This is a genomic window from Aulosira sp. FACHB-615 (assembly GCF_014698045.1).
Classification (GTDB): Bacteria; Cyanobacteriota; Cyanobacteriia; order Cyanobacteriales; family Nostocaceae; genus Nostoc_B.
This window is the reverse complement of sequence record NZ_JACJSE010000010.1, coordinates 118197-137225: the sequence shown is the minus strand read 5'-3', so window position 1 is coordinate 137225 and position 19029 is coordinate 118197. Positions and strand designations below refer to the sequence as shown.

Sequence of the window (19029 nt, the reverse complement as noted above, 5' to 3'; positions counted from 1 at the left end):
TGAGACTGTCATTAGTCATTTGTCCCTTGTCCTTTTTAGTTCTTCTACTGACAAATGACCAATGACCAAAAGAATAGGATACAAGCCCCGTCCTAGAAGGACGGCTTTTCTTGATTCCTAATGTACTCGTTCAAAACTTCTAATGGGGCACCTCCAACGGATACAGCAAAATAACTAGGACTCCATAAAGACTCTTTGTGGGGTTTTTTGTATCCAGCTTGTCCGTAACGACGACTAGAAACACCTTTTAGGGCATTAACTATTTGAGAGATAGACAACTTAGGTGGATATTCAATAAGTGCATGAACATGATTATCCTCACCGTTAAACTCAATCACTTCAAAATCCATCTTTTTTGCTACTTCTCTAAACGTTTTATCAATCAATTCAATGCTCTGCTTTGTGAATACAGATTTACGATATTTGGTAACGCATACCAAGTGAATTTTTAAGTCTGTAACACTATGTCTTTCTCTGCGAAACTGGCTTGCCTACAATAACTTTTTTGATTCACTCAAAGGTAAACGAAAAGGTACGGCAGTCGCTACAACGGGGGGAACCCCCGCAACGCGCTGCCTCAAAAAAGTAGGTAAACCTAAGTTCAAAAAGAAAATGGGGAGACAGTCAGCGCGATTTAGAATAGGTGGGTTTTCAATTAAAGGAGATGAAGTATATCTAGCCAAAATTGGTAATGTTAAGCCCGTTTGGTCAAGGCATTTACCATCTGCACCAAGTAGTGTAACTGTTATTAAAGACGCTGCTCATCGCTATTTTCTTAGTTTTGTTGTAGAAGTTGAGCCTATTCATATTGATGCTAAAAACCAAAGCATTGGTATCGACTTGGGAATTAAAACTTTTGCAGTTATGAGTAATGGTGAGAAAGCAGTAAGTCCTAATTACTCAAAGAAAGATTGCAAAATTCGCAAACTACAACGCAAGCTATCAAGGCAACACAAAGGTTCTAAACGTCGTGAAATCACCAGACTAAGGATTGCGAAACAACACAACCAAATTGTAGATACCCGTAAAGACTTACTGCACAAACTATCAACCAAAATAGTTAGTGAAAACCAAACTATTGTTTTGGAAGATTTGAATGTGTCGGGAATGGTCAAGAACCGTAATCTAGCAAGAGTTATTAGTTTGCAAGGCTGGAGAGAATTTCGGGTATTTTGTGAGAGTAAATCTGAAAAGCTTAATCGGGTTTTTAGAGTAATTAGTAGATGGGAACCTACTAGCCAAACTTGTTCTTGCTGTGGGTATCGTTGGGGCAAGATTGATTTATCTGTTCGCTCAGTGTTGTGCTTGAACTGCAACACTCAGCACGACAGAGATGAGAACGCATCCCAAAACATAAAAATGGTCGGCATGGGGCATCAGCACGACCTTAAACGGACGGGGAGCGACTGTCAGACTACCAAGAGTAGCTCGTTGCTGTGAACCGTCAAGAATCACCGACCCTTTAGGGCGGTTAGTATGTCAAAAAGCACCAAATCTAGATGAGGCTGTCGCCGATCAAAAATGTGACAGAATCATGACCGACTCATCCTTGAAATAGAATATTGAATATCATAAGATTTTAATGGAGCAATAATTCGCTACAATTATTGGTAAAAATTTACGGCTTGATTTAGTGATCAGACTTGAGCTTTGAGCTATTTAGTCTGATTTTTAGTTGCAACCCAAACAGCTAATTTGGAACTAACTGCATTAACAGGTGTTTTTTTGTTAGTATTCAAAAAAACAGTTGTTGTTCAATTGTTGTTGGTGAGTAATTATAAAATAAAAGGGATCAAGCACCTGAGGTTTAATGTCTGATTATATCCAAGGAAATCTCCCATTACAGTCTGTGTCGGAGAAAAACAGTCCACTCAAAAGCCTAGATGGAGGGATAAAAGATTTGAGTGGGCAATTAGCTATAACTGTTGCTGACGCAGCGTCAGATCGCAAAGCAGGGGATATTTTGGTACTGAGAGTAGCCGATGTATCTTACCTAGCAGATTATTTTGTGATGTTGACTGGTTACTCTAGGGTGCAAGTCAGGGCGATCGCACAAGCAATAGAAGATAAAGTTGAAACTGAATGGCAACGTCGCCCTTTACGCACAGAAGGCAAAGGGGAAGGCAGTTGGGTGTTGCAAGATTACGGTGATGTAATTGTTCATATCATGATGCCCAAGGAACGAGAGTTTTATAATTTAGAAGCGTTCTGGGTCAATGCAGAACGTATTGCCGTTCCAAACGCCGATGAGGGTGGGGGTAAGCCAATATGATGAGGTCTTCGGTTTCCAATTGTCCGGTTCCTATAGACCAACAACCACTGAATGAGTACGAAGAATTAAGAACTTCCTGGCTGTTTCGTGATTGCACTTTAAATTGGCGCGAATATCTCACAAACATTGCTTGGATTTGGGGTTTTTCTTGGCTGGTTTCTGGGCCAGTGGCCGCAGCCAGCTTTCCACCACAAAAATATGCTGCCCATTTTGTCTTGTGTGGAGCCGCAGGCGCAAGTCTGGGAGTAATTTTTGTCTTGTTACGTATGTATTTAGGATGGCGTTATGTGCGCGATCGCCTCTACAGCACGACTGTCTTTTATGAAGAGTCGGGCTGGTATGATGGTCAAACCTGGATCAAACCTCAAGAGATTTTGGCTCGCGATCGCTTAATTGTCACCTACGAAATTAAGCCAATTCTGCAACGGTTACAATTTACCTTTGCTGGCTTGGCGGGAATGTACCTAATTGGTACTATAGTTTGGCATTTGTTTTAAATAGTCCACAGTCAAGAGGAGCTAGTGCGTTGGGTGGCGATGCCCACTTGCTCACTGGCGTTCAAAAGTCCATAGTCATAAAGTCTCAAATTAGCCTTTTGACTATTGATGATTGACCATTGACAAATATAAAAAGAGATAAATTTTAACCCATGACAATGGGAAAACGAACTCAAGCCACAGTACTGGAAGTCCGGTTACTCAGAGAAGGCATCATAGAATCACGCCATGTAGTCCAAGCTGCTGTATGTGATGACAGAGGCCGGGTTTTATCCGTTGCGGGTAATGCAGAAACGGCAACATTTGTCCGTTCGGCACTCAAACCCTTTCAAGCACTAGCTGTCACCACAACCGGTACCCTAGAACGCTACGATCTGAGTGATCGCGATTTAGCAATTATTGCCAGTTCCCATAAAGGCACAATAGAGCAAGTCAGACAAGTATTTAACATCCTTTGGCGTGCTGATGTTGATCCAACTGCTCTTCAATGCCCAATTCCAGAAGGTAAACGCAGTCCCCTGGAATACAATTGCTCTGGTAAGCACGCTGGGATGTTAGCTGTTTGCCAGCAACGCCATTGGCCTGCAAATAACTATTTAGACCGCAAGCACCCCATACAGCAATTAATTTTGACTAAGATCGCCGAGTTACTGCGAATGCCTGCGGAGGAATTTATCAGCGCCCATGATGACTGCGGTGTACCAACATATCTTATGCAACTAGGACAAATGGCATCTTTATATGCCCTACTAGCCGCAAGTAGTAATTTAGATATGGAGCGCATTGTCCGGGCAATGATTCATCACCCTAGCTTAGTTGCTGGCGATGGCGAATTTGATACAGAACTGATGCGTTTAGCACCAGGAGAAGTAGTCAGTAAAGCTGGTGCAGAAGGCGTACAGTGTATTGGCAGACTTGGCGAAGGTATGGGACTCGCAATTAAAGTGATGGATGGGGCAAAACGCGCCAAACATGCTGTCGCTATTCACTTATTGCAACAAATGGGTTGGATTAGCCCCAGCGCCGCAGAAACCCTCGCAGAAAGGTTTATGACCTTTGGCAAATACAGGCGATTAGAAGTTGTGGGAGAATTATCGCTGTTATAGTTGTCAAACTCTGGACTTTGCGTTATACTGGAAAAGTCAAGAGCGACGCGGGATAGAGCAGCCTGGTAGCTCGTCGGGCTCAACGAGTAAGAGTAACTAAACGCTTATCAGTTGTTCTTACAGTGGGCGGTACATGAAGAAACTCATGTGCGATTACCTGTCAAATTCGGGGAAGCCAATAGCGCGGTAATCCCGAACCAAGCTCCAGAAATGGAGAAGGTGTAGAGACTGGAAGGCAGGCACCCTAACGTAAAAAAGTCGAGGGTGAAGGGACAGTCCAGACCACAAACTGGTTAATCCAGGCAGTGAAAACTGTAGATGGTAAGCATAACCCGAAGGTCAGTGGTTCAAATCCACTTCCCGCCACCAAATTAAAAATAAAATAAAACTCTGTGGTGTAAAAGCTACAGAGTTTTATTTTATTTCAGGTGTTTGTTGATGGATACAAAGCTCAAAGGTGATATAGCAGAGCAAGCAGCTGTGATTCATGCTCTCAAGCGTGGTTGGGGAGTGTTAAGACCAGTTGGCGATCGCTTACCTTACGATTTAGTATTTGATGTAGGGGGAAACTTAAGTAAGTCGAAAGTGCAGAATTTAAGCCTCAAAGCTAGGTATGGAGATTTGACATTATTATTTATTCTGAATACTGAATTCTGACTCCTAAATTCTGCTGTATTATGTCTTCCCGGTAGATGTATTCATAGGATATGGTAGCGAAATCCACCTTGTGGAAGCTGAAAAAAGACAACGTAAGCCCCGTTCTGCACCATATCGTAATGCTTGGGATTTAATTTTACCAGCAACCGTAAGTAAAGAAAATTGTGTACCTTCGCTTGTCTGATTCGCAAAGCAAGGTTTTGATCTATTCTGAAGAAAACCTTCCAAAAAGCTCGGAGAATCATGGTTGTGAAGTTAGAACGACCTATTTTAGTGGGAGGATTAGGACTTTCCTTTTCCCTGTGGATACTACAAAGCTGGGATGATTCCATCGTACAGCTAGGTGAATTTGGTTTATTGAGTACCCTGGCAGTTGGTGGTGGCTTGTGGTTATGGCAGCAAAATCGCCCAAAAGCAAGTTTAGAACCACTAGATTGTACACCTGTAGATCGGGCAACAGCCGAAAGTGCGATCGCCAAAGCGGAAGCAGTCATTAACCAACTCGCACAAGAAGCAGAAAACCACACCTCTCTAAATACACTACGAGAACAATTAACTTACCTGTCGTTGGAGTTAGACAGACAAGAAATTCAAGTGGCTGTAACTGGCGGTAAAGCCGTAGGTAAAAGCAGTTTAATTCAACTGCTCAATTCTAGTGCTTGGCAAGAAAAACAGCCAAAATTCAACTTGCAAGAAACAGCACCTTTGTTTCAGGAAACAACTGACAAGTCAGACGCAGCAGTTTTCGCAGAAGTCGCCAAATCTGACGTTGTGTTGTTTATCATCAACGGTGACTTAACTGAAACAGAACACCAAGCCTTACAAAAATTAAAAGCAGCAAATCAGTCTACAATTCTGGTGTTTAACAAACAAGACCAGTATTTAGCTGATGAACGTGCTAGTTTGTTGCTGTCATTACAACAAAGAATTCCCGGTAATGTGGTAGCCACTGCGGTATCTCCAGTTCCTATCAAGGTGCGGAAACATGAAACTGATGGTTCTGTACAAGAATGGCTGGAACAGCCAGCACCGGATATTAGCCAACTCACACAGCAATTAAACGCAGTTGTGGCACAGCAAGGCCAAAAGCTAGTCTGGACAACGACGATGAGAAAAGCTGTGGCGCTGAAAGCTGTGGCGAAAAATTGCTTGAATCAAATTAGGTGCGATCGCGCTACTCCCATTATTGAACAATATCAATGGATAGCTGCGGCTACAGCCTTTGCTAACCCAGTACCCGCCTTAGATATACTGGCAACTGCCGCCATAAATGCCCAAATGGTTGTTGATTTAGGTAATATCTATCAGCAGAAATTATCTCTAGAACAGGCACAAACTGTAGCTGGAACGATGGGAAGTTTGATGCTGAAGTTAGGTTTAGTGGAAATTTCGACAAAAGCTGTGAGTACCGTCTTGAAGAGTAACGCCATCACCTTTGTTGCTGGTGGTTTAGTGCAAGGTGTCAGTGCTGCTTATCTCACCAGAGTTGCAGGGTTGAGTCTCGTAGAGTATTTTGAGCAGCAAGAAATCGCATTAAACTCAGGAAATGCTTTAAATCTCGACACATTGCGCCAAACCTTACAAAAGGTATTTCAGCAAAATCAGCAGATGGCTTTTCTCCAAGGTTTTGTTCACCAAGGTGTGAAGCGTTTATTGCCACAAACACAGAAGCTTGTACTCAATGGTGTTGAGCAAGTTATTGGTTAATTGGAACATTAATCAAAAAAGAGATAGTTATGATGTAACTATCTCTTTTTTATTAGTTAACTGAGTCTACTAGAATTTTAGTTTGCTGTATTGACATTTGTTGTTTAGCAAACTCCAAAAAAGAGTTCATAGCTTCTGTATAAGCTGCAAAGATAGACTCTACTGCAAGTATGGCTTGCTGTCTTTGCTGATCATTCAGTTCTATTTGTTGAAAGAAACTCACAATATTGGGAGTATTGATATGGTGATGTTCTTCTTCGTGCAGATGACACATCCCAAAATAACGATATTCCTTACCTGTGATTGCTTTTAGTTCTAAAGCTACTGGCTGTGAGACATTAAAAAACACATTTGCTGTAGCTTCAGCAACTTGCATAGCTGCAAATTTCACAACCGGATCTGCTTGGAAACTATGATGATGTAGTTGATAACAGACATTGCGTGATTTCAAAGTAGCATCACCAAAGCTAAATAACATTGCATCAGTTAATTTAGAACAATGATGCAAATCAAGCTTTTCTAAATCTTCTAACAACCATTGCCAATGAAAATGCTCTTCGTAGGTGTGTCTATTTAGTAAGGCTTGAACCTTGTCAGTTGTTGGTTCTTCGCGGAAAACATAGTTACATAATTCGCCAAAACCCATAGCCAAAGGCACAATTAGTGGTGCAAAACAAAGCCTATCTTTGGGGTGTATACTTTGATTTTGCATAAAAGAGAATAAGGGCAATTGAGCAAACTCTTGCTGTTTGGTTTCGATTAATGCCAAAACTTGTTGCATACTTTTGGTTACTGGTTCTGATGATGAAACGGCAATTTAACTGAATTCCAGTGAACATAGAGTCAAAAAATAGGGCAAGCCAGCATGAACTTTTGTACATATATATTGCATACAAATAAGCATATATATGACTAACAAAAGTTACTTTGCTAAAGTTAAACGAACTATTATGCTATTTTCATTACTCGAAAGATTGGGAACATTGGCAATAATTGGTCTTTTATGATGTTGATATTAGCTTTTTATCAACATCTACAAGCTTGAACTCAACAACTAGTTTTCCGAAGTGAGTTGACGAGGAAAAATAAATATATATTTATTCTTCCTATATCGATTACATTGAGATTGCTTTAGTTGGTTGGTATCGGTATTCTAAACTTTTTAAAAGAAAAAAGATACACTATTTGACTCAATTAAACTAAAATCATTCTCCAGGCATAGATCCGATTTAGACAAAATTGGTTTCATTATAATTACGGTTGTCAAAGCTTGTATTTTAAGATAAGTAAACATAGAAAGATTATTTATTAGTAAATTCATCAGTGTCTTGAGAAAATTCATTGAGTATTAGCCAGTAGATAGTGATAGTTGATGATACTGAGACTGGGAGAATGGGCAACCTAATTATAGGTATGTAGTTGAGAATTCTCACTATTCAGAAAATTATGAAGCATTTTGGTATTCAGCATTCATCAAAGTTGCCTTTACGACTGATTTTAGTTGTACCCTTTGTACTGCAAATTTTTGCCGCAGTTAGTTTAGTAGGTTATTTATCATTTAGAAACGGTCAAAAAGCAGTTAATAACCTTGCAGATCAATTGACTACCAAAGTGAATGGACTGGTAGAACAGCATCTAAATACATATCTAGCGACTCCGCATCAGGTGAATCAAATTAATTTAGCAGCCGTCAACTTAGGAATATTAAACCTCCAAGACTATCAGTTAGCAAGTCGCTATTTCTGGAAACAAATGCGAGTGTTTAAAATTGGCTATATTAGCTTTGCTAATCCTAAAGGTGAATTTATTGGGGTTGAACGTTTAGATAATGGTGGACTGTTAATTAATGAAGTTTCTGAGAAAAATGGTCTAGGTAAACTTTACGTTTATACCACAGATAATCAAGGCAATCGTGATCAATTAACAGCAATCAAAGATTATGATCCGCGTGTAGAAGCTTGGTATGCTGATGCAGTCAAAATGGGTAGACCAGTGTGGAGTCAGATTTATCAATGGGAAGATAAACCAGAAATTTTTTCTATATCTTCTAGTTATCCGCTATATGATGACTCTAAGAAGATTGTGGGTGTATTGAGTGTAGATTTATTGCTAAGGCAAATTAGCGATTTTTTAAAAGATTTAAAATTTGGTAAACAAGGAAAAGTATTTCTTTTAGAAAGGTCTGGACTAATGGTGGCTTCTTCGACAAATGAAGCACCATATAATGTAATTGATGGTAAGGCACATAGACTATCAGTATTTAATAGTAAAAATCTTTTAATCAAAGGTATAGCAGATTATTTACAGCAAGAGTTTGGTAGTTTTCAACAAATTCAGAATCCACAACAATTTACATTAAAACTTCACGGTGAACGACAATTTGTGAAGGTCACACCTTGGCAAGATAAATTAGGATTAGATTGGCTAGTAATTGTGATTGTACCTGAAACTGACTTCATGGCAGAGATAGATGCTAACAATAAGACGACTATTTTGCTTTGTGTAGGTGCGTTGCTTGTCGCTACAGTTTTGGGGATATATACAGCCCGTTGGATTACCCAACCTATTTTAGATTTAACACAAGCGAGTAGTGCGATCGCCTCTGGGAATCTTGACCAAACAGTTGAAATATCCGGTGTCAAAGAAATCAGTATTTTGGCTCAATCATTTAATAAAATGGCAGGACAATTAAATGATTTTTTTATGGCTTTAGAAAATACTAATCAAGAACTAGAAGAACGTGTTGAATCAAGAACCAAAGAATTAAAAACTGCCAAAGAAGCTGCTGACACTGCCAACCAAGCAAAAAGCGAATTTATTGCCAACATCAGTCATGAACTTCGCACACCATTGAATGGCATTCTTGGTTATGCACAAATTCTTCAACGAGATAGCACAGCCAGCCCTACACAACAAAATGCTATTCAAACTATTTATCACTGCGGTTCTCATTTATTAATGTTAATTAATGATATTTTAGATATTGCCAAAATTGAATCAAAAAAATTAGAGTTATATCCTCATACATTTAAGTTTCATGATTTTATTTTGGGTGTATACGATATCTGCCGTATTAAAGCCGAGCAGAAAAATCTTCGTTTTAGCTATCACATTAGTGATTTAATCCCCAGTGTGATTAATGCTGATGAAAAACGTTTACGCCAAGTCTTACTAAACTTATTAGGAAATGCCATCAAGTTTACAGATAATGGTGCAGTCAAGTTTAGTGTAGAAGTAATTGAAACTGATGTACTGACCACAGATTATCCATGTAGCACAATCAGATTTCAAGTTGAAGATACGGGAGTTGGCATATCCTTAGAAGAATTACAGAAAATTTTCCTACCTTTTGAACAGGTAGGAGATAGTTATCAAAAGTCGGAAGGAACAGGCTTGGGTTTGGCTATTAGCTGTCAAATTGTAGAAATGATGGGGAGCCAAATTCAAGTAGCAAGCCACTATGGTCAAGGTAGCAAATTTTGGTTTGATCTAGATTTACCAAAAGTTAAAGATTGTGTATCATCTGCGGTTCCCCATCTTGACAAAGGTAGCAATCACATCATTAGATACAAAGGAAATCAAAAAACAATTTTGGTGGTAGATGATGTTGCCGATAATCGGGCTGTGATTGTAAATTTACTCAAACCCCTGGGATTTTGTGTAATTGAAGCTCTGAATGGTAAGGAAGGTATTACTCAAGCACAAGAGTATCAACCAGATTTAATTATTACTGACTTAGAAATGCCCATAATGGATGGGGTACAAATGACACAAAATCTACGTAGTCAACCAAACTTTGCAGAAATAGTGATTATTGCATCTTCTGCGAGTGTATTTACTTTAAATCGCATCCAAAGTTCAGAAGCTGGCTGTAATGATTTTTTGCCTAAGCCTGTACAAGCTGAGGAACTATTCGCTCAACTGAAGTTTTATTTAAATTTAGATTGGATTTATGCAGATAGCCAGCCATCTGTTGAGATTATTCACAGTGTAAAGGAGGAAATAATTTTTCCGCCTGCAAGCGAATTAGTGAATTTATATCAAGCCGCCAAAGCTGGTTATGTGATGGGGATTCAAGAAGAGATAAATCGGATTCAAAACTTAGATCATAAATATGCAATCTTTACTAATAAAATTTTAAAATTAATTGAAGATTTTGAGGATGAAGCTATTGTGGAAATGCTAAAACCATACTTAAATTAAGAAACATCAATTTAATAAATATTTCAATGAATAATATTCCTAATAATTCGATTCTCGTTGTTGATGATGTTCCAATTAATATCAAAATTTTATTGGAAATATTAACTCAAGCAGGCTACAGAGTTTCTGTGGCGAAAAATGGGAAAAGTGCTTTAGAAAAAGTAGAAGAAGCAATACCGAATTTAATTTTGTTGGATGTGATGATGCCGGGTATGGATGGGTTTGAAACTTGTCGGATTTTAAAAGCCAACCCAAAAACAAAAGATATCCCGATTATATTTATGACGGCATTATCAGAACCTGTGAATAAAATCAAGGGCTTACAGTTGGGTGCAGTAGATTATATTACTAAACCAATTGAACATGAAGAAGTATTGGCAAGAATTAATGTTCATTTAGAACTGCGGCGAACGCAATTAAGGTTAGCGCAAGAAGAGAAAATGTCGGCTTTGGGACAATTAGTAGCTGGGATTGCTCATGAGATTAATAATCCAGTTAATTTTATTTGTGGTAATTTAATTCACGCTGAAAGATATATTGATGATTTATTGAAATTACTAGAATTGTATGAAAAAAATCCCAATAGTGCGACTCCAGAAATTAAAACTTTCTCGAAAAAAATAGAAATAGATTTTCTCAGGCAAGACTTACCGCAACTTTTATCTTCGATGAAGAAGGGGTCGGAACGTGTGGAACAAATTGTGCGATCGCTCCGGTTATTTTCTCGACTAGACGACACAGAATATCAGCTGTTTGACTTGCACGAAGGTATTGATAGCACTTTAGTCATTTTAAGCAGCCGGATTAAAGCTACCACCGCACGTCCAGCGATTGAGGTGGTGAAGGAATACGGTGATTTACCTTTAGTAGAATGCTATGCAGGCAAAATCAACCAAGTTTTGATGAATTTGTTAGCAAATGCCATTGATGCAATTGATGAGGCGATCGAAAAGCAAGAATCAAATGCAAGTGAGCCAACTCCAACGATTTGGATCAGCACAAAAGTTAGTAGTGATCGAAAATCTGTGTTGATTGAGATTGCTGATAATGGCGTTGGAATGTCTGTAGATGTGCAGCAGAGAATGTTTGAGCAATTTTTTACTACCAAGCCTCTAGGTAAAGGGACTGGTTTGGGGTTAGCGATCGCGCGGGAAATTATTGTGGAAAAACACGGAGGCTCTTTAGAAGTTGATGCTTCACCAGGAGAAGGCGCTAAGTTTGCGATCGCCATTCCTATTTACCAAGGAAGTTTCTGAAGTTTATTGAGATTTTGAAGAAATAAGTCATAAATCCGAACTCTGCTAGTGCTGTTGCAAATTGGGTGAAGAAAATTTTCACAGCAATAGTAATAGCTGCTGCTGCTTTGGGAAAAATAAGTAACAGTGGATAGCAGTTACAAGCTTTATCCCTATCTTAATTTTTCACAGTATATTTACTCAAATATTTTGCTAATCGTTCAGAGTTTTTATACTTGTAACTGCGACCAACTCACTGATTCTGATTTTAATATTTCAACCCAAAACATCCCAATGCTGAACTTACAAGAAAATAGTTTAATTTTAATTGTAGATGATACTATCACAAATCTAGAAATTATCTCTGACGCATTAACCAATGCGGGATTTAGTGTGACTACAGCGAGAAATGGCGAAAAGGCACTTCAGCAAATTCAAGATAAATTACCAGATTTAATTTTACTAGATGTCATGATGCCTGGAATCGATGGCTTGGAAACTTGTCGAAAATTAAAGACAGACCCCTTAACACAAGATATTCCAGTAATTTTTATGACGGGAATTTCGGATACAGAAACTAAGGTCAAAGGACTAAGTTTAGGAGCTGTTGATTATATTACTAAACCCTGTCAAAAAGAAGAAGTATTAGCAAGAATTAAAACCCACTTACAACTGCGTTATTTAACTAAAACTTTAGAACAAAGAGTCGCCGAAAGAACTGCCGAACTATCCCAAGCCTTAAAAGATTTACAAGCATATCAACTGCAATTAATTCAGAAAGAGAAAATGTCTGCTTTAGGTCAGTTAGTCACGGGTATTGCTCACGAAATTAATAATCCTGTGAGTTGTATTCATGGCAATCTGGCTCATACTACAAATTATTTTAATAACTTGATGAAGATAATTGACCTTTATCAGCAAAACTATCCTGAACCTGTAGCTGCTATTCAAGCCGAAATTGCAGAAACAGATTTAGACTATATGCGCTCTGACCTACCTAACTTAATTACTTCGATGAAAGAGGGAGTTCAGCGCATTCGCAACATCAGTACTAGTCTGCGGAATTTTTCGCGCTCTGATCAAGACCGGAAAGTTTTCTGCAATATTCATAATGGTATAGACAGTACAATTATGATTCTCAAACACCGCTTGAAAGCTTCCAAAATCCGCCCCGAAATCGAAGTGATGAAAAATTATGGAAGTTTACCTTCTGTGACTTGCTTTAGCGGTCAGTTAAATCAGGTATTTATGAATATTTTAACCAATGCCATTGATGCTTTAGAAGAGTCGAATATAGGGCGGAGTTATAGTGAAATTGAGCAGCAGCCGAATCGGATTTGGATTACAACTTCTGTGAGTGAAGATAAACAAAGTGTTTTGATTCGGATTAAAGATAATGGTGTGGGAATGTCGGCGGAGATTCAGCAAAAAATCTTTGAGCATTTATTTACGACTAAAGCAGTTGGGCAAGGAACAGGTTTAGGATTATCAATTGCCCATCAAATTATTGTCGAAAAGCATCAAGGTAAATTGGATGTATATTCTGTACTAGGGAAGGGTTCAGAATTTACAATTACTATTCCAATTCATTAGGCTGATAAATGACGATTATTTTGACTAACGACGATGGTATTGATGCGCCTGGAATTGAAGCGTTGCTGCGGGCTGTGAACAGTGAAAATGTGATTGTCGCTGCACCGAAAGATCATCAATCAGGTTGTGGGCATCAAGTGACGACAACTCGTTCTATTAATATTCAACAGCGTTCCGAGCAGGAATATGCGATCGCTGGGACTCCGGCGGATTGTGTGAGAATAGCCATATCGCAAATTTGCCCAGATACCAAACTAGTCTTATCTGGAATTAATGCGGGTGGAAATCTGGGTGTCGATGTTTATATTTCTGGGACTGTAGCTGCTGTGCGCGAAGCCGCTATGAATGGGATTCCGGGAATTGCTATTTCTCACTATCGCAAAGCCAAGCAAAATTTTGATTGGGAATTAGCCGCAAAATTAACAGCTGAGGTGTTGGCTGATTTAATTCCAAGACCTCTCGAACCCGGATGCTTCTGGAATGTAAATCTCCCCCACTTACAGCCAGGAGAACCAGACCCCAAAATGGTATTTTGTCAACCCTGTAATAAAGCTTTGCCGATTAATTATCGTGTGGATGGCAATGAATTTTATTATGTAGGGGAATATGGGAAACGCGATCGCACTCCTGGTAGTGATGTGGATGTTTGCTTTTCTGGCAATATCGCCATTACTCAGTTAAGAGTATAGGCAAATCAGAAATTAAGCCTATCAATCAGGAGGCTGGGGGTAGGCTGTTGATTTTGTACCTTTTCAGGGGTGAAAAATTCAAGTTATTTTCCCATTCTTTAAGTAATAAGTCATTACTCATTACTCAATATTTACTGTTAACTCCTTCTCTATCTAACCTTTGCATCAAAGATGTTAACTTATCTAAAGTCTGGGTAAGTTGGGAGAGTTTCTGCACAGTATAATCTTGAGACTGCGCTAAGTTTTGCATAGTATCGCACAAAGCAAAAATTTGATTGCCTTGTTGTTGTAACTGCCGGCCTTGAGCCTCGACTTGTAAACTCAGATAATCTAATCTTTCAGCGAGGCTTTCAATTGTTTCTGTAGTAGTAAGAACTGCTTCGCCAATCTGCTCAACAATCGATTCTAAACGACTAACTTTAACTTCGACTCCACCTGAAATCATATTTCCACCATCCCATCATAAAAATTATTAGTCCTGAACCCTAGCCTTTGTGCCTTTTTTTACTTATGCCCTTGGGGATAATCTCTGATATCTGCCCAAATATACAAGAGTGCCATCTGAAGTTAGTCTGAACAAATCATTTGTAGGGATGTATTGTCCTTACTACTTAGTGATTTTTCTTAGCTACTTCAGTTTAGCCAGAAAGTTACATGAATCAATTAGTAATTAATTTTGATATTCAAGCATTTTTTTATACATAATATTTATACTTAAGTACTCTTTAAAAGATATCTAAAAAATTTTATGCAGATTTTACAAAATTTCATCAATTTAGTATTCTTGATGAAGATTAAGTAAATATACCTTAAAAAACTCCTGAGTAGCAAAGGGTAAAGTTTATATTCTGGGTTAAATTTCCGTGAATTTCCCGTGATTAATTACAATTGGCTAGACAATGTACCAAACACAATTGCAAAGTCTTTGTCAAGTTCCTACTGACAGAGTTTGGAAATTAGACACACCCCACTCTTCCGTAGATTCTAAATTCAAACGTTGTTTAGATATTTTAGGGAGTTTAGTGGGTTTAATCATTTTGGGTATTGTGTTTATACCGATAGCGATCGCTATTAAACTCGATAGTCCAGGCCCAATTTTCTTTACTCAGGAACGTTACGGACTGCAAGGACGACCTTTCAAACTCCGTAAATTCCGTTCAATGGTTGATGATGCCGAAAGACTCAAATCTTTAGTTACCAACGAAGCTGACGGATTAATCTTTAAAAATCAGCATGACTTTCGAGTTACGAAAGTCGGGCGTTTTTTACGCCGTACCAGCTTAGATGAGTTGCCACAATTTTGGAATGTACTGGTAGGTGAGATGAGTTTGGTAGGAACCCGCCCACCTACATCTGATGAGGTAGCTAAGTATAATCAACGTCATTGGCAACGTTTGAATGTCAAACCGGGTTTGACTGGTGAATGGCAAGTTAATGGTCGTTCTCACGTCAAAGATTTTGAACAAATAGTTGATTTAGACTTACGTTACCAAGAAAAATGGCATCCATTGTATGATTTGTTGTTGATTACCAAGACTTTCTACGTCATCTTTGGCAAAGTTGGGGCTTTTTAAATAAATTTAGTTGATCCCCATAGTCAACGACACAAAACCAAGAGCGCAGATAGCAAAACCTAACAGACTCATTCTTCTAGACAAAATACTGGATAAATCTGCTTGACTCACCTGAGTAGCAATTTGGCTGACACTTTTTACCACTGCATATTGCGTCAAAGCTGCACCGACAACATACATAACTGAAGGCATTGTGCCTGCCCCAATAATTGATTCACTATTAAAATAGCCATGAAACAAACCTGCGATCGCTGTTAGTAGCAGTAGTGTGAATAACTTCGGCTGTTTTGCTGTCACCAATACCATACCAAAAGCCACACTCACTATTGCGATCGCAACTTCTGACACTGGTAAATTTATTTGCGAGAGAGTAATTATTGTTCCCAAAATATTGGCTGATATCAGCGCAGTGGCTATCCAGCTACAATGCTGGGTGCTGGCGGCGAGTAAACCGATGGCTAAGATACTCACAAACTCAGTCAACACTAATACTGGATCTGCCATTCCCCACAACCAGCCGTCCCAGGAATTAGAAATGTCATGGGGATATGATAATCCAGTCCATGAACTCAGCAAACTAATCATAGCCAAAGCGGCGATCGCACCAAGATAACGTTGAAGTAATTTATCTTTGAACATAAGATATACCAAATTAGTTTTTCGGTATTTTATACTGCCCAACTCTCAAAACAAACTAACGCGATCGCTATCTAATTTTTGATGAACTTTTGGGGCTTCACAGCACTTATCATTTTCATAAAATTATTACTATTTGTTACAGTAATATCCCAAAGTTTTTTTCAACAAGTTTTTTAATGCTCAAATAACTTGTTTCATAAAATTATTACTATCTATGACAGTAATATCCCAAAGTTCCATCCCAGTAATTGTTTGACCATTATAGAACTTGTTACAAACTAGAATTGCTATAGCAATTCATCAAATCAATTCTGGCAAACTTGAGTGGCATAACCAAATGCTGTTTAAGGAATACTTGCTAAATTGAAACTGAAATTTATCTTAATTTGTAAACTTTTAATGATTTGGGCAGATTAAAATCATAAAATAACGTAGTTATCTTCCAGCATAATCACTAATTTGGGGTCAACAATGATTTGATAATGTTGTGTCTCAAGTTTCCAGATTGTAAACACCCCTGTACCCTGATTCCCCTACACCCAGTCTCACAAGAAAATTTTTCTGAGTCAGTCCTAGTCAGTCAATGAATAAACCGTAAAATCACGCAGTAATGTTATTCAGATGAATTAAAGGCAAATTCTATGACTAGAGCATTTCCAGTTGCTCAAGCTGTAAAATTGAGCTTGATTTTAGGCGTGACCACTGGTAGTTGTTTACTAGGAAGCAACTTCAAGGTTCATGCTGAGTCAGGAACCGGCACACATCGCCAACCGCAAATTACAAGTGTCAAGCTGGCGCAAAATTCCTCAGCCATCAGCCGCTTTCAAACCTTTGCAGAAGCTGATGAACTCTATCAAAAAGGACAACTGCAAGCAGCAGAAAATCTTTATCGCAAAGTCAAATCTGAGTTTGCAGCTAGTGATAGAAGACGTACTGCTATTTATGAAGTTGACAAACTGCCGGGTGATGGTCAAGTATACTGGCGGAATGCCAATGAAGGTTTACAGCAAAATTTAGACAGCAAGATTTTTTTACCTCTGCAACTATTACTAAGTAATTATCCAGAATTTATTAAAGGTCATTTACTGTTAGCTGAAGCTTGCCAGAATAAACCAGAAGCTTGTAAAAATAGTGCTAAAGATGGACAGCCAAAAAATGCCCTAGAAGTTCTCGGAAGAGCAGTAGAATTATATCCTGATGAGCCAGAATTACTCAAAGCGAAAATTAATGCTTTAGAAAAAGAACAAAAGTTTTTAGAAGCTTCCATTGCTGCCAGACAATTTGCCACAATTTATGTTGATTATCCAGAAGCACCAGAGTTTGAACAACTTGCCGAGAAAAATCTCCAACGTCATCACAGCAAGCTGAATGATGATTTACGATTTCAAGGTATTTTTAGTGCAGTTGTAGGTGGTGTAAAAGCATTTAGTACAAAAGATTGGCAAGCTGGGGTTTCCGGTTTTGAAACAGTATCTATGCTTTTGCAAGGTGAATCGGCTTTTGGGAAAGAAGTTGCTGATAAATTAGTTAAACAATATCAACAAGAAGGTAAGTTATTAGAAGACCCACAAGTTCTCAATTATGTGCGTGGAATTGGCGGCAGACTAGAGCCTTTGATGGGGCGCAAGTTTGATTATGAATACTACGTTATTCAAGACAGTTCAATTAATGCTTTTGCCTTACCTGGGGGAAAAGTTTTTGTAAATACGGGAGCAATTTTAGCCGCTAATTCGGAAGCAGAATTGGCAGGTTTATTAAGTCATGAACTTGCTCATGCTGTGCTATCTCATGGTTTTCAACGTGTTGCCCAAGGTAAGTTTATTAGTAGTTTAAGTAATGTCATTCCTATGCCGGATATGTTACAGGAAATGGTAGGTAAAGAACATAGCCGAGAAAATGAACGACAAGCGGATATTTTAGGTACGAGAGTATTAACCAAGGCTGGCTATGCTGCGGATGGCTTGCGGAATTTGATGGCAACCTTAAATGCTAAATCTGGCGGAAAATCAGAAACTTCTTGGCAATCTACTCATCCGGCTCCCGCAGAACGAGTTACATATTTAGAAAATTTAATTCAAAGCAATAACTATAATCGTTACGCTTTTGAAGGAGTGAAAAAACACAAAGAAATTCAGGATTTAATTCAAGGGGTAACTCCGAGTATTGCGGCGACAAATCCTGGATCTCAGCCAGATGAAAAACCTCCTAAAGCTAATCTTAATCCTGGAAGTAAACCGACACGCGGCGTAGTAGCGATCGCATCTGGACAAACCAGAGATAATGTAGAGATTCGCATCGATGGCGGTAAGGTGGAAAGCAATCGAAACTTCACGATTAATTTTATTGTCGAAAATCGCAGCGATCGCCCCTTTGCATTTGTGCCTTTATATGCTGAAGTAGTAACAGAAAGTGGCAAAAAATTGAAAACCAGATTTTCATCTGCTCAAGCACAAGTTCCAGCCAAGGGAACAATTAAAGGCGAAGTGCAAGTATTAGGACAAACTTGGAATAGTCAAGGCTCACAAAACCTAACTTTAGTAATTAAAGAAAGTACTGGTGGTGGGCGCATTTTCCGCATTCCATTCTAGAAAATCTTATCTAAGTTAATGTTAAATAGTCCGCTCAGTTGGTCTTGCGGACTTTATTTCTGTAGCCGTAGATTTCAGTTCAGTTAAGAGAATAGTAGGTTGGGTGTAGCGATAGCGTAACCCAACAAAGTATGCGTGAATGTTCGGTTCCGTTCCTCCACCCAACCTACACCAGTCTGTTGCCTTAACTGAACTGTATAGCATTCATTACTTTAGTGAGGTACTAGAAAAAAATTAACCGCAGATGCACGCAGATAGATGCAGATGAA

Annotated in this window: 17 protein-coding genes; 13 read left to right on the top strand and 4 right to left on the bottom strand. The window is 38.7% G+C overall.

Annotated features, from left to right (window positions below; genetic code table 11):
• Nucleotides 1-92: 92 nt before the first annotated feature.
• Nucleotides 93-446, bottom strand: a complete 354-nt coding sequence (gene tnpA, locus H6G77_RS18025; RefSeq protein WP_190872364.1) for an IS200/IS605 family transposase — start codon at nt 444-446, stop codon at nt 93-95.
• On the opposite strand from tnpA, the gene H6G77_RS18020 reads away from it, so the two are divergent.
• From H6G77_RS18020 to H6G77_RS17995, 7 genes are all read left to right on the top strand, one after another.
• Nucleotides 445-1440 (top strand): RNA-guided endonuclease TnpB family protein, encoded by a 996-nt coding sequence (locus H6G77_RS18020; protein ID WP_313954509.1) that lies wholly within the window; start codon nt 445-447, stop codon nt 1438-1440. The genes tnpA and H6G77_RS18020 overlap by 2 nt on opposite strands.
• A 370-nt stretch (nt 1441-1810) precedes the next feature.
• Nucleotides 1811-2272: a ribosome silencing factor gene (rsfS, locus tag H6G77_RS18015; RefSeq protein ID WP_190872289.1), complete on the top strand. Its 462-nt coding sequence runs from the start codon at nt 1811-1813 to the stop codon at nt 2270-2272.
• Nucleotides 2269-2769, top strand: coding sequence for a CGLD27 family protein (locus H6G77_RS18010; RefSeq protein WP_190669641.1), 501 nt, complete (start codon nt 2269-2271; stop codon nt 2767-2769). The genes rsfS and H6G77_RS18010 overlap by 4 nt, the downstream gene beginning before the upstream one ends.
• A gap of 152 nt (nt 2770-2921) precedes the next feature.
• Nucleotides 2922-3875 (top strand): asparaginase, encoded by a 954-nt coding sequence (locus tag H6G77_RS18005; RefSeq protein ID WP_190588380.1) that lies wholly within the window; start codon nt 2922-2924, stop codon nt 3873-3875.
• Between the two features lie 438 nt (nt 3876-4313).
• On the top strand, nt 4314-4532 hold the full coding sequence (locus tag H6G77_RS36280) for a group I intron-associated PD-(D/E)XK endonuclease (protein ID WP_199331548.1): 219 nt from the start codon (nt 4314-4316) through the stop codon (nt 4530-4532).
• Nucleotides 4533-4602: 70 nt separating this feature from the next.
• Nucleotides 4603-4716, top strand: a complete 114-nt coding sequence (locus H6G77_RS36275) for a hypothetical protein (protein ID WP_313949893.1) — start codon at nt 4603-4605, stop codon at nt 4714-4716.
• 59 nt (nt 4717-4775) lie between these two features.
• The gene (locus H6G77_RS17995) at nt 4776-6239 is read left to right on the top strand and encodes a YcjF family protein (protein ID WP_190588382.1); all 1464 of its coding nucleotides are present in this window, start codon (nt 4776-4778) and stop codon (nt 6237-6239) included.
• Nucleotides 6240-6291: 52 nt separating this feature from the next.
• Here H6G77_RS17995 and H6G77_RS17990 read toward each other — a convergent pair whose 3' ends face one another.
• Complete coding sequence (locus H6G77_RS17990) at nt 6292-7020, bottom strand: hypothetical protein (protein WP_190588383.1); 729 nt, start codon at nt 7018-7020, stop codon at nt 6292-6294.
• Nucleotides 7021-7685: 665 nt separating this feature from the next.
• On the opposite strand from H6G77_RS17990, the gene H6G77_RS17985 reads away from it, so the two are divergent.
• From H6G77_RS17985 to surE, 4 genes are all read left to right on the top strand, one after another.
• Complete coding sequence (locus H6G77_RS17985) at nt 7686-10442, top strand: hybrid sensor histidine kinase/response regulator (protein ID WP_190872288.1); 2757 nt, start codon at nt 7686-7688, stop codon at nt 10440-10442.
• A 26-nt stretch (nt 10443-10468) separates the two neighbouring features.
• Nucleotides 10469-11698, top strand: coding sequence for a response regulator (locus tag H6G77_RS17980; RefSeq protein WP_190872287.1), 1230 nt, complete (start codon nt 10469-10471; stop codon nt 11696-11698).
• 273 nt (nt 11699-11971) lie between these two features.
• Entirely contained in the window at nt 11972-13270 is a 1299-nt protein-coding gene (locus H6G77_RS17975) for a response regulator (RefSeq protein ID WP_190872286.1), read from the top strand.
• Nucleotides 13271-13278: 8 nt separating this feature from the next.
• Nucleotides 13279-13959, top strand: coding sequence for a 5'/3'-nucleotidase SurE (gene surE / locus H6G77_RS17970; RefSeq protein WP_190872285.1), 681 nt, complete (start codon nt 13279-13281; stop codon nt 13957-13959).
• A gap of 124 nt (nt 13960-14083) precedes the next feature.
• Here the strand turns inward: surE and H6G77_RS17965 are convergent, their stop codons facing one another.
• Entirely contained in the window at nt 14084-14404 is a 321-nt protein-coding gene (locus H6G77_RS17965; protein WP_190588388.1) for a hypothetical protein, read from the bottom strand.
• 454 nt (nt 14405-14858) lie between these two features.
• Here H6G77_RS17965 and H6G77_RS17960 point away from each other — a divergent pair, with 454 nt between their 5' ends.
• Nucleotides 14859-15533, top strand: coding sequence for a sugar transferase (locus H6G77_RS17960; RefSeq protein ID WP_190872284.1), 675 nt, complete (start codon nt 14859-14861; stop codon nt 15531-15533).
• 6 nt (nt 15534-15539) lie between these two features.
• Here the strand turns inward: H6G77_RS17960 and H6G77_RS17955 are convergent, their stop codons facing one another.
• Nucleotides 15540-16172 (bottom strand): HupE/UreJ family protein, encoded by a 633-nt coding sequence (locus H6G77_RS17955; protein WP_190588390.1) that lies wholly within the window; start codon nt 16170-16172, stop codon nt 15540-15542.
• A 641-nt stretch (nt 16173-16813) separates the two neighbouring features.
• On the opposite strand from H6G77_RS17955, the gene H6G77_RS17950 reads away from it, so the two are divergent.
• Nucleotides 16814-18760, top strand: coding sequence for a M48 family metallopeptidase (locus H6G77_RS17950; protein ID WP_190872283.1), 1947 nt, complete (start codon nt 16814-16816; stop codon nt 18758-18760).
• Nucleotides 18761-19029 lie beyond the last annotated feature (269 nt).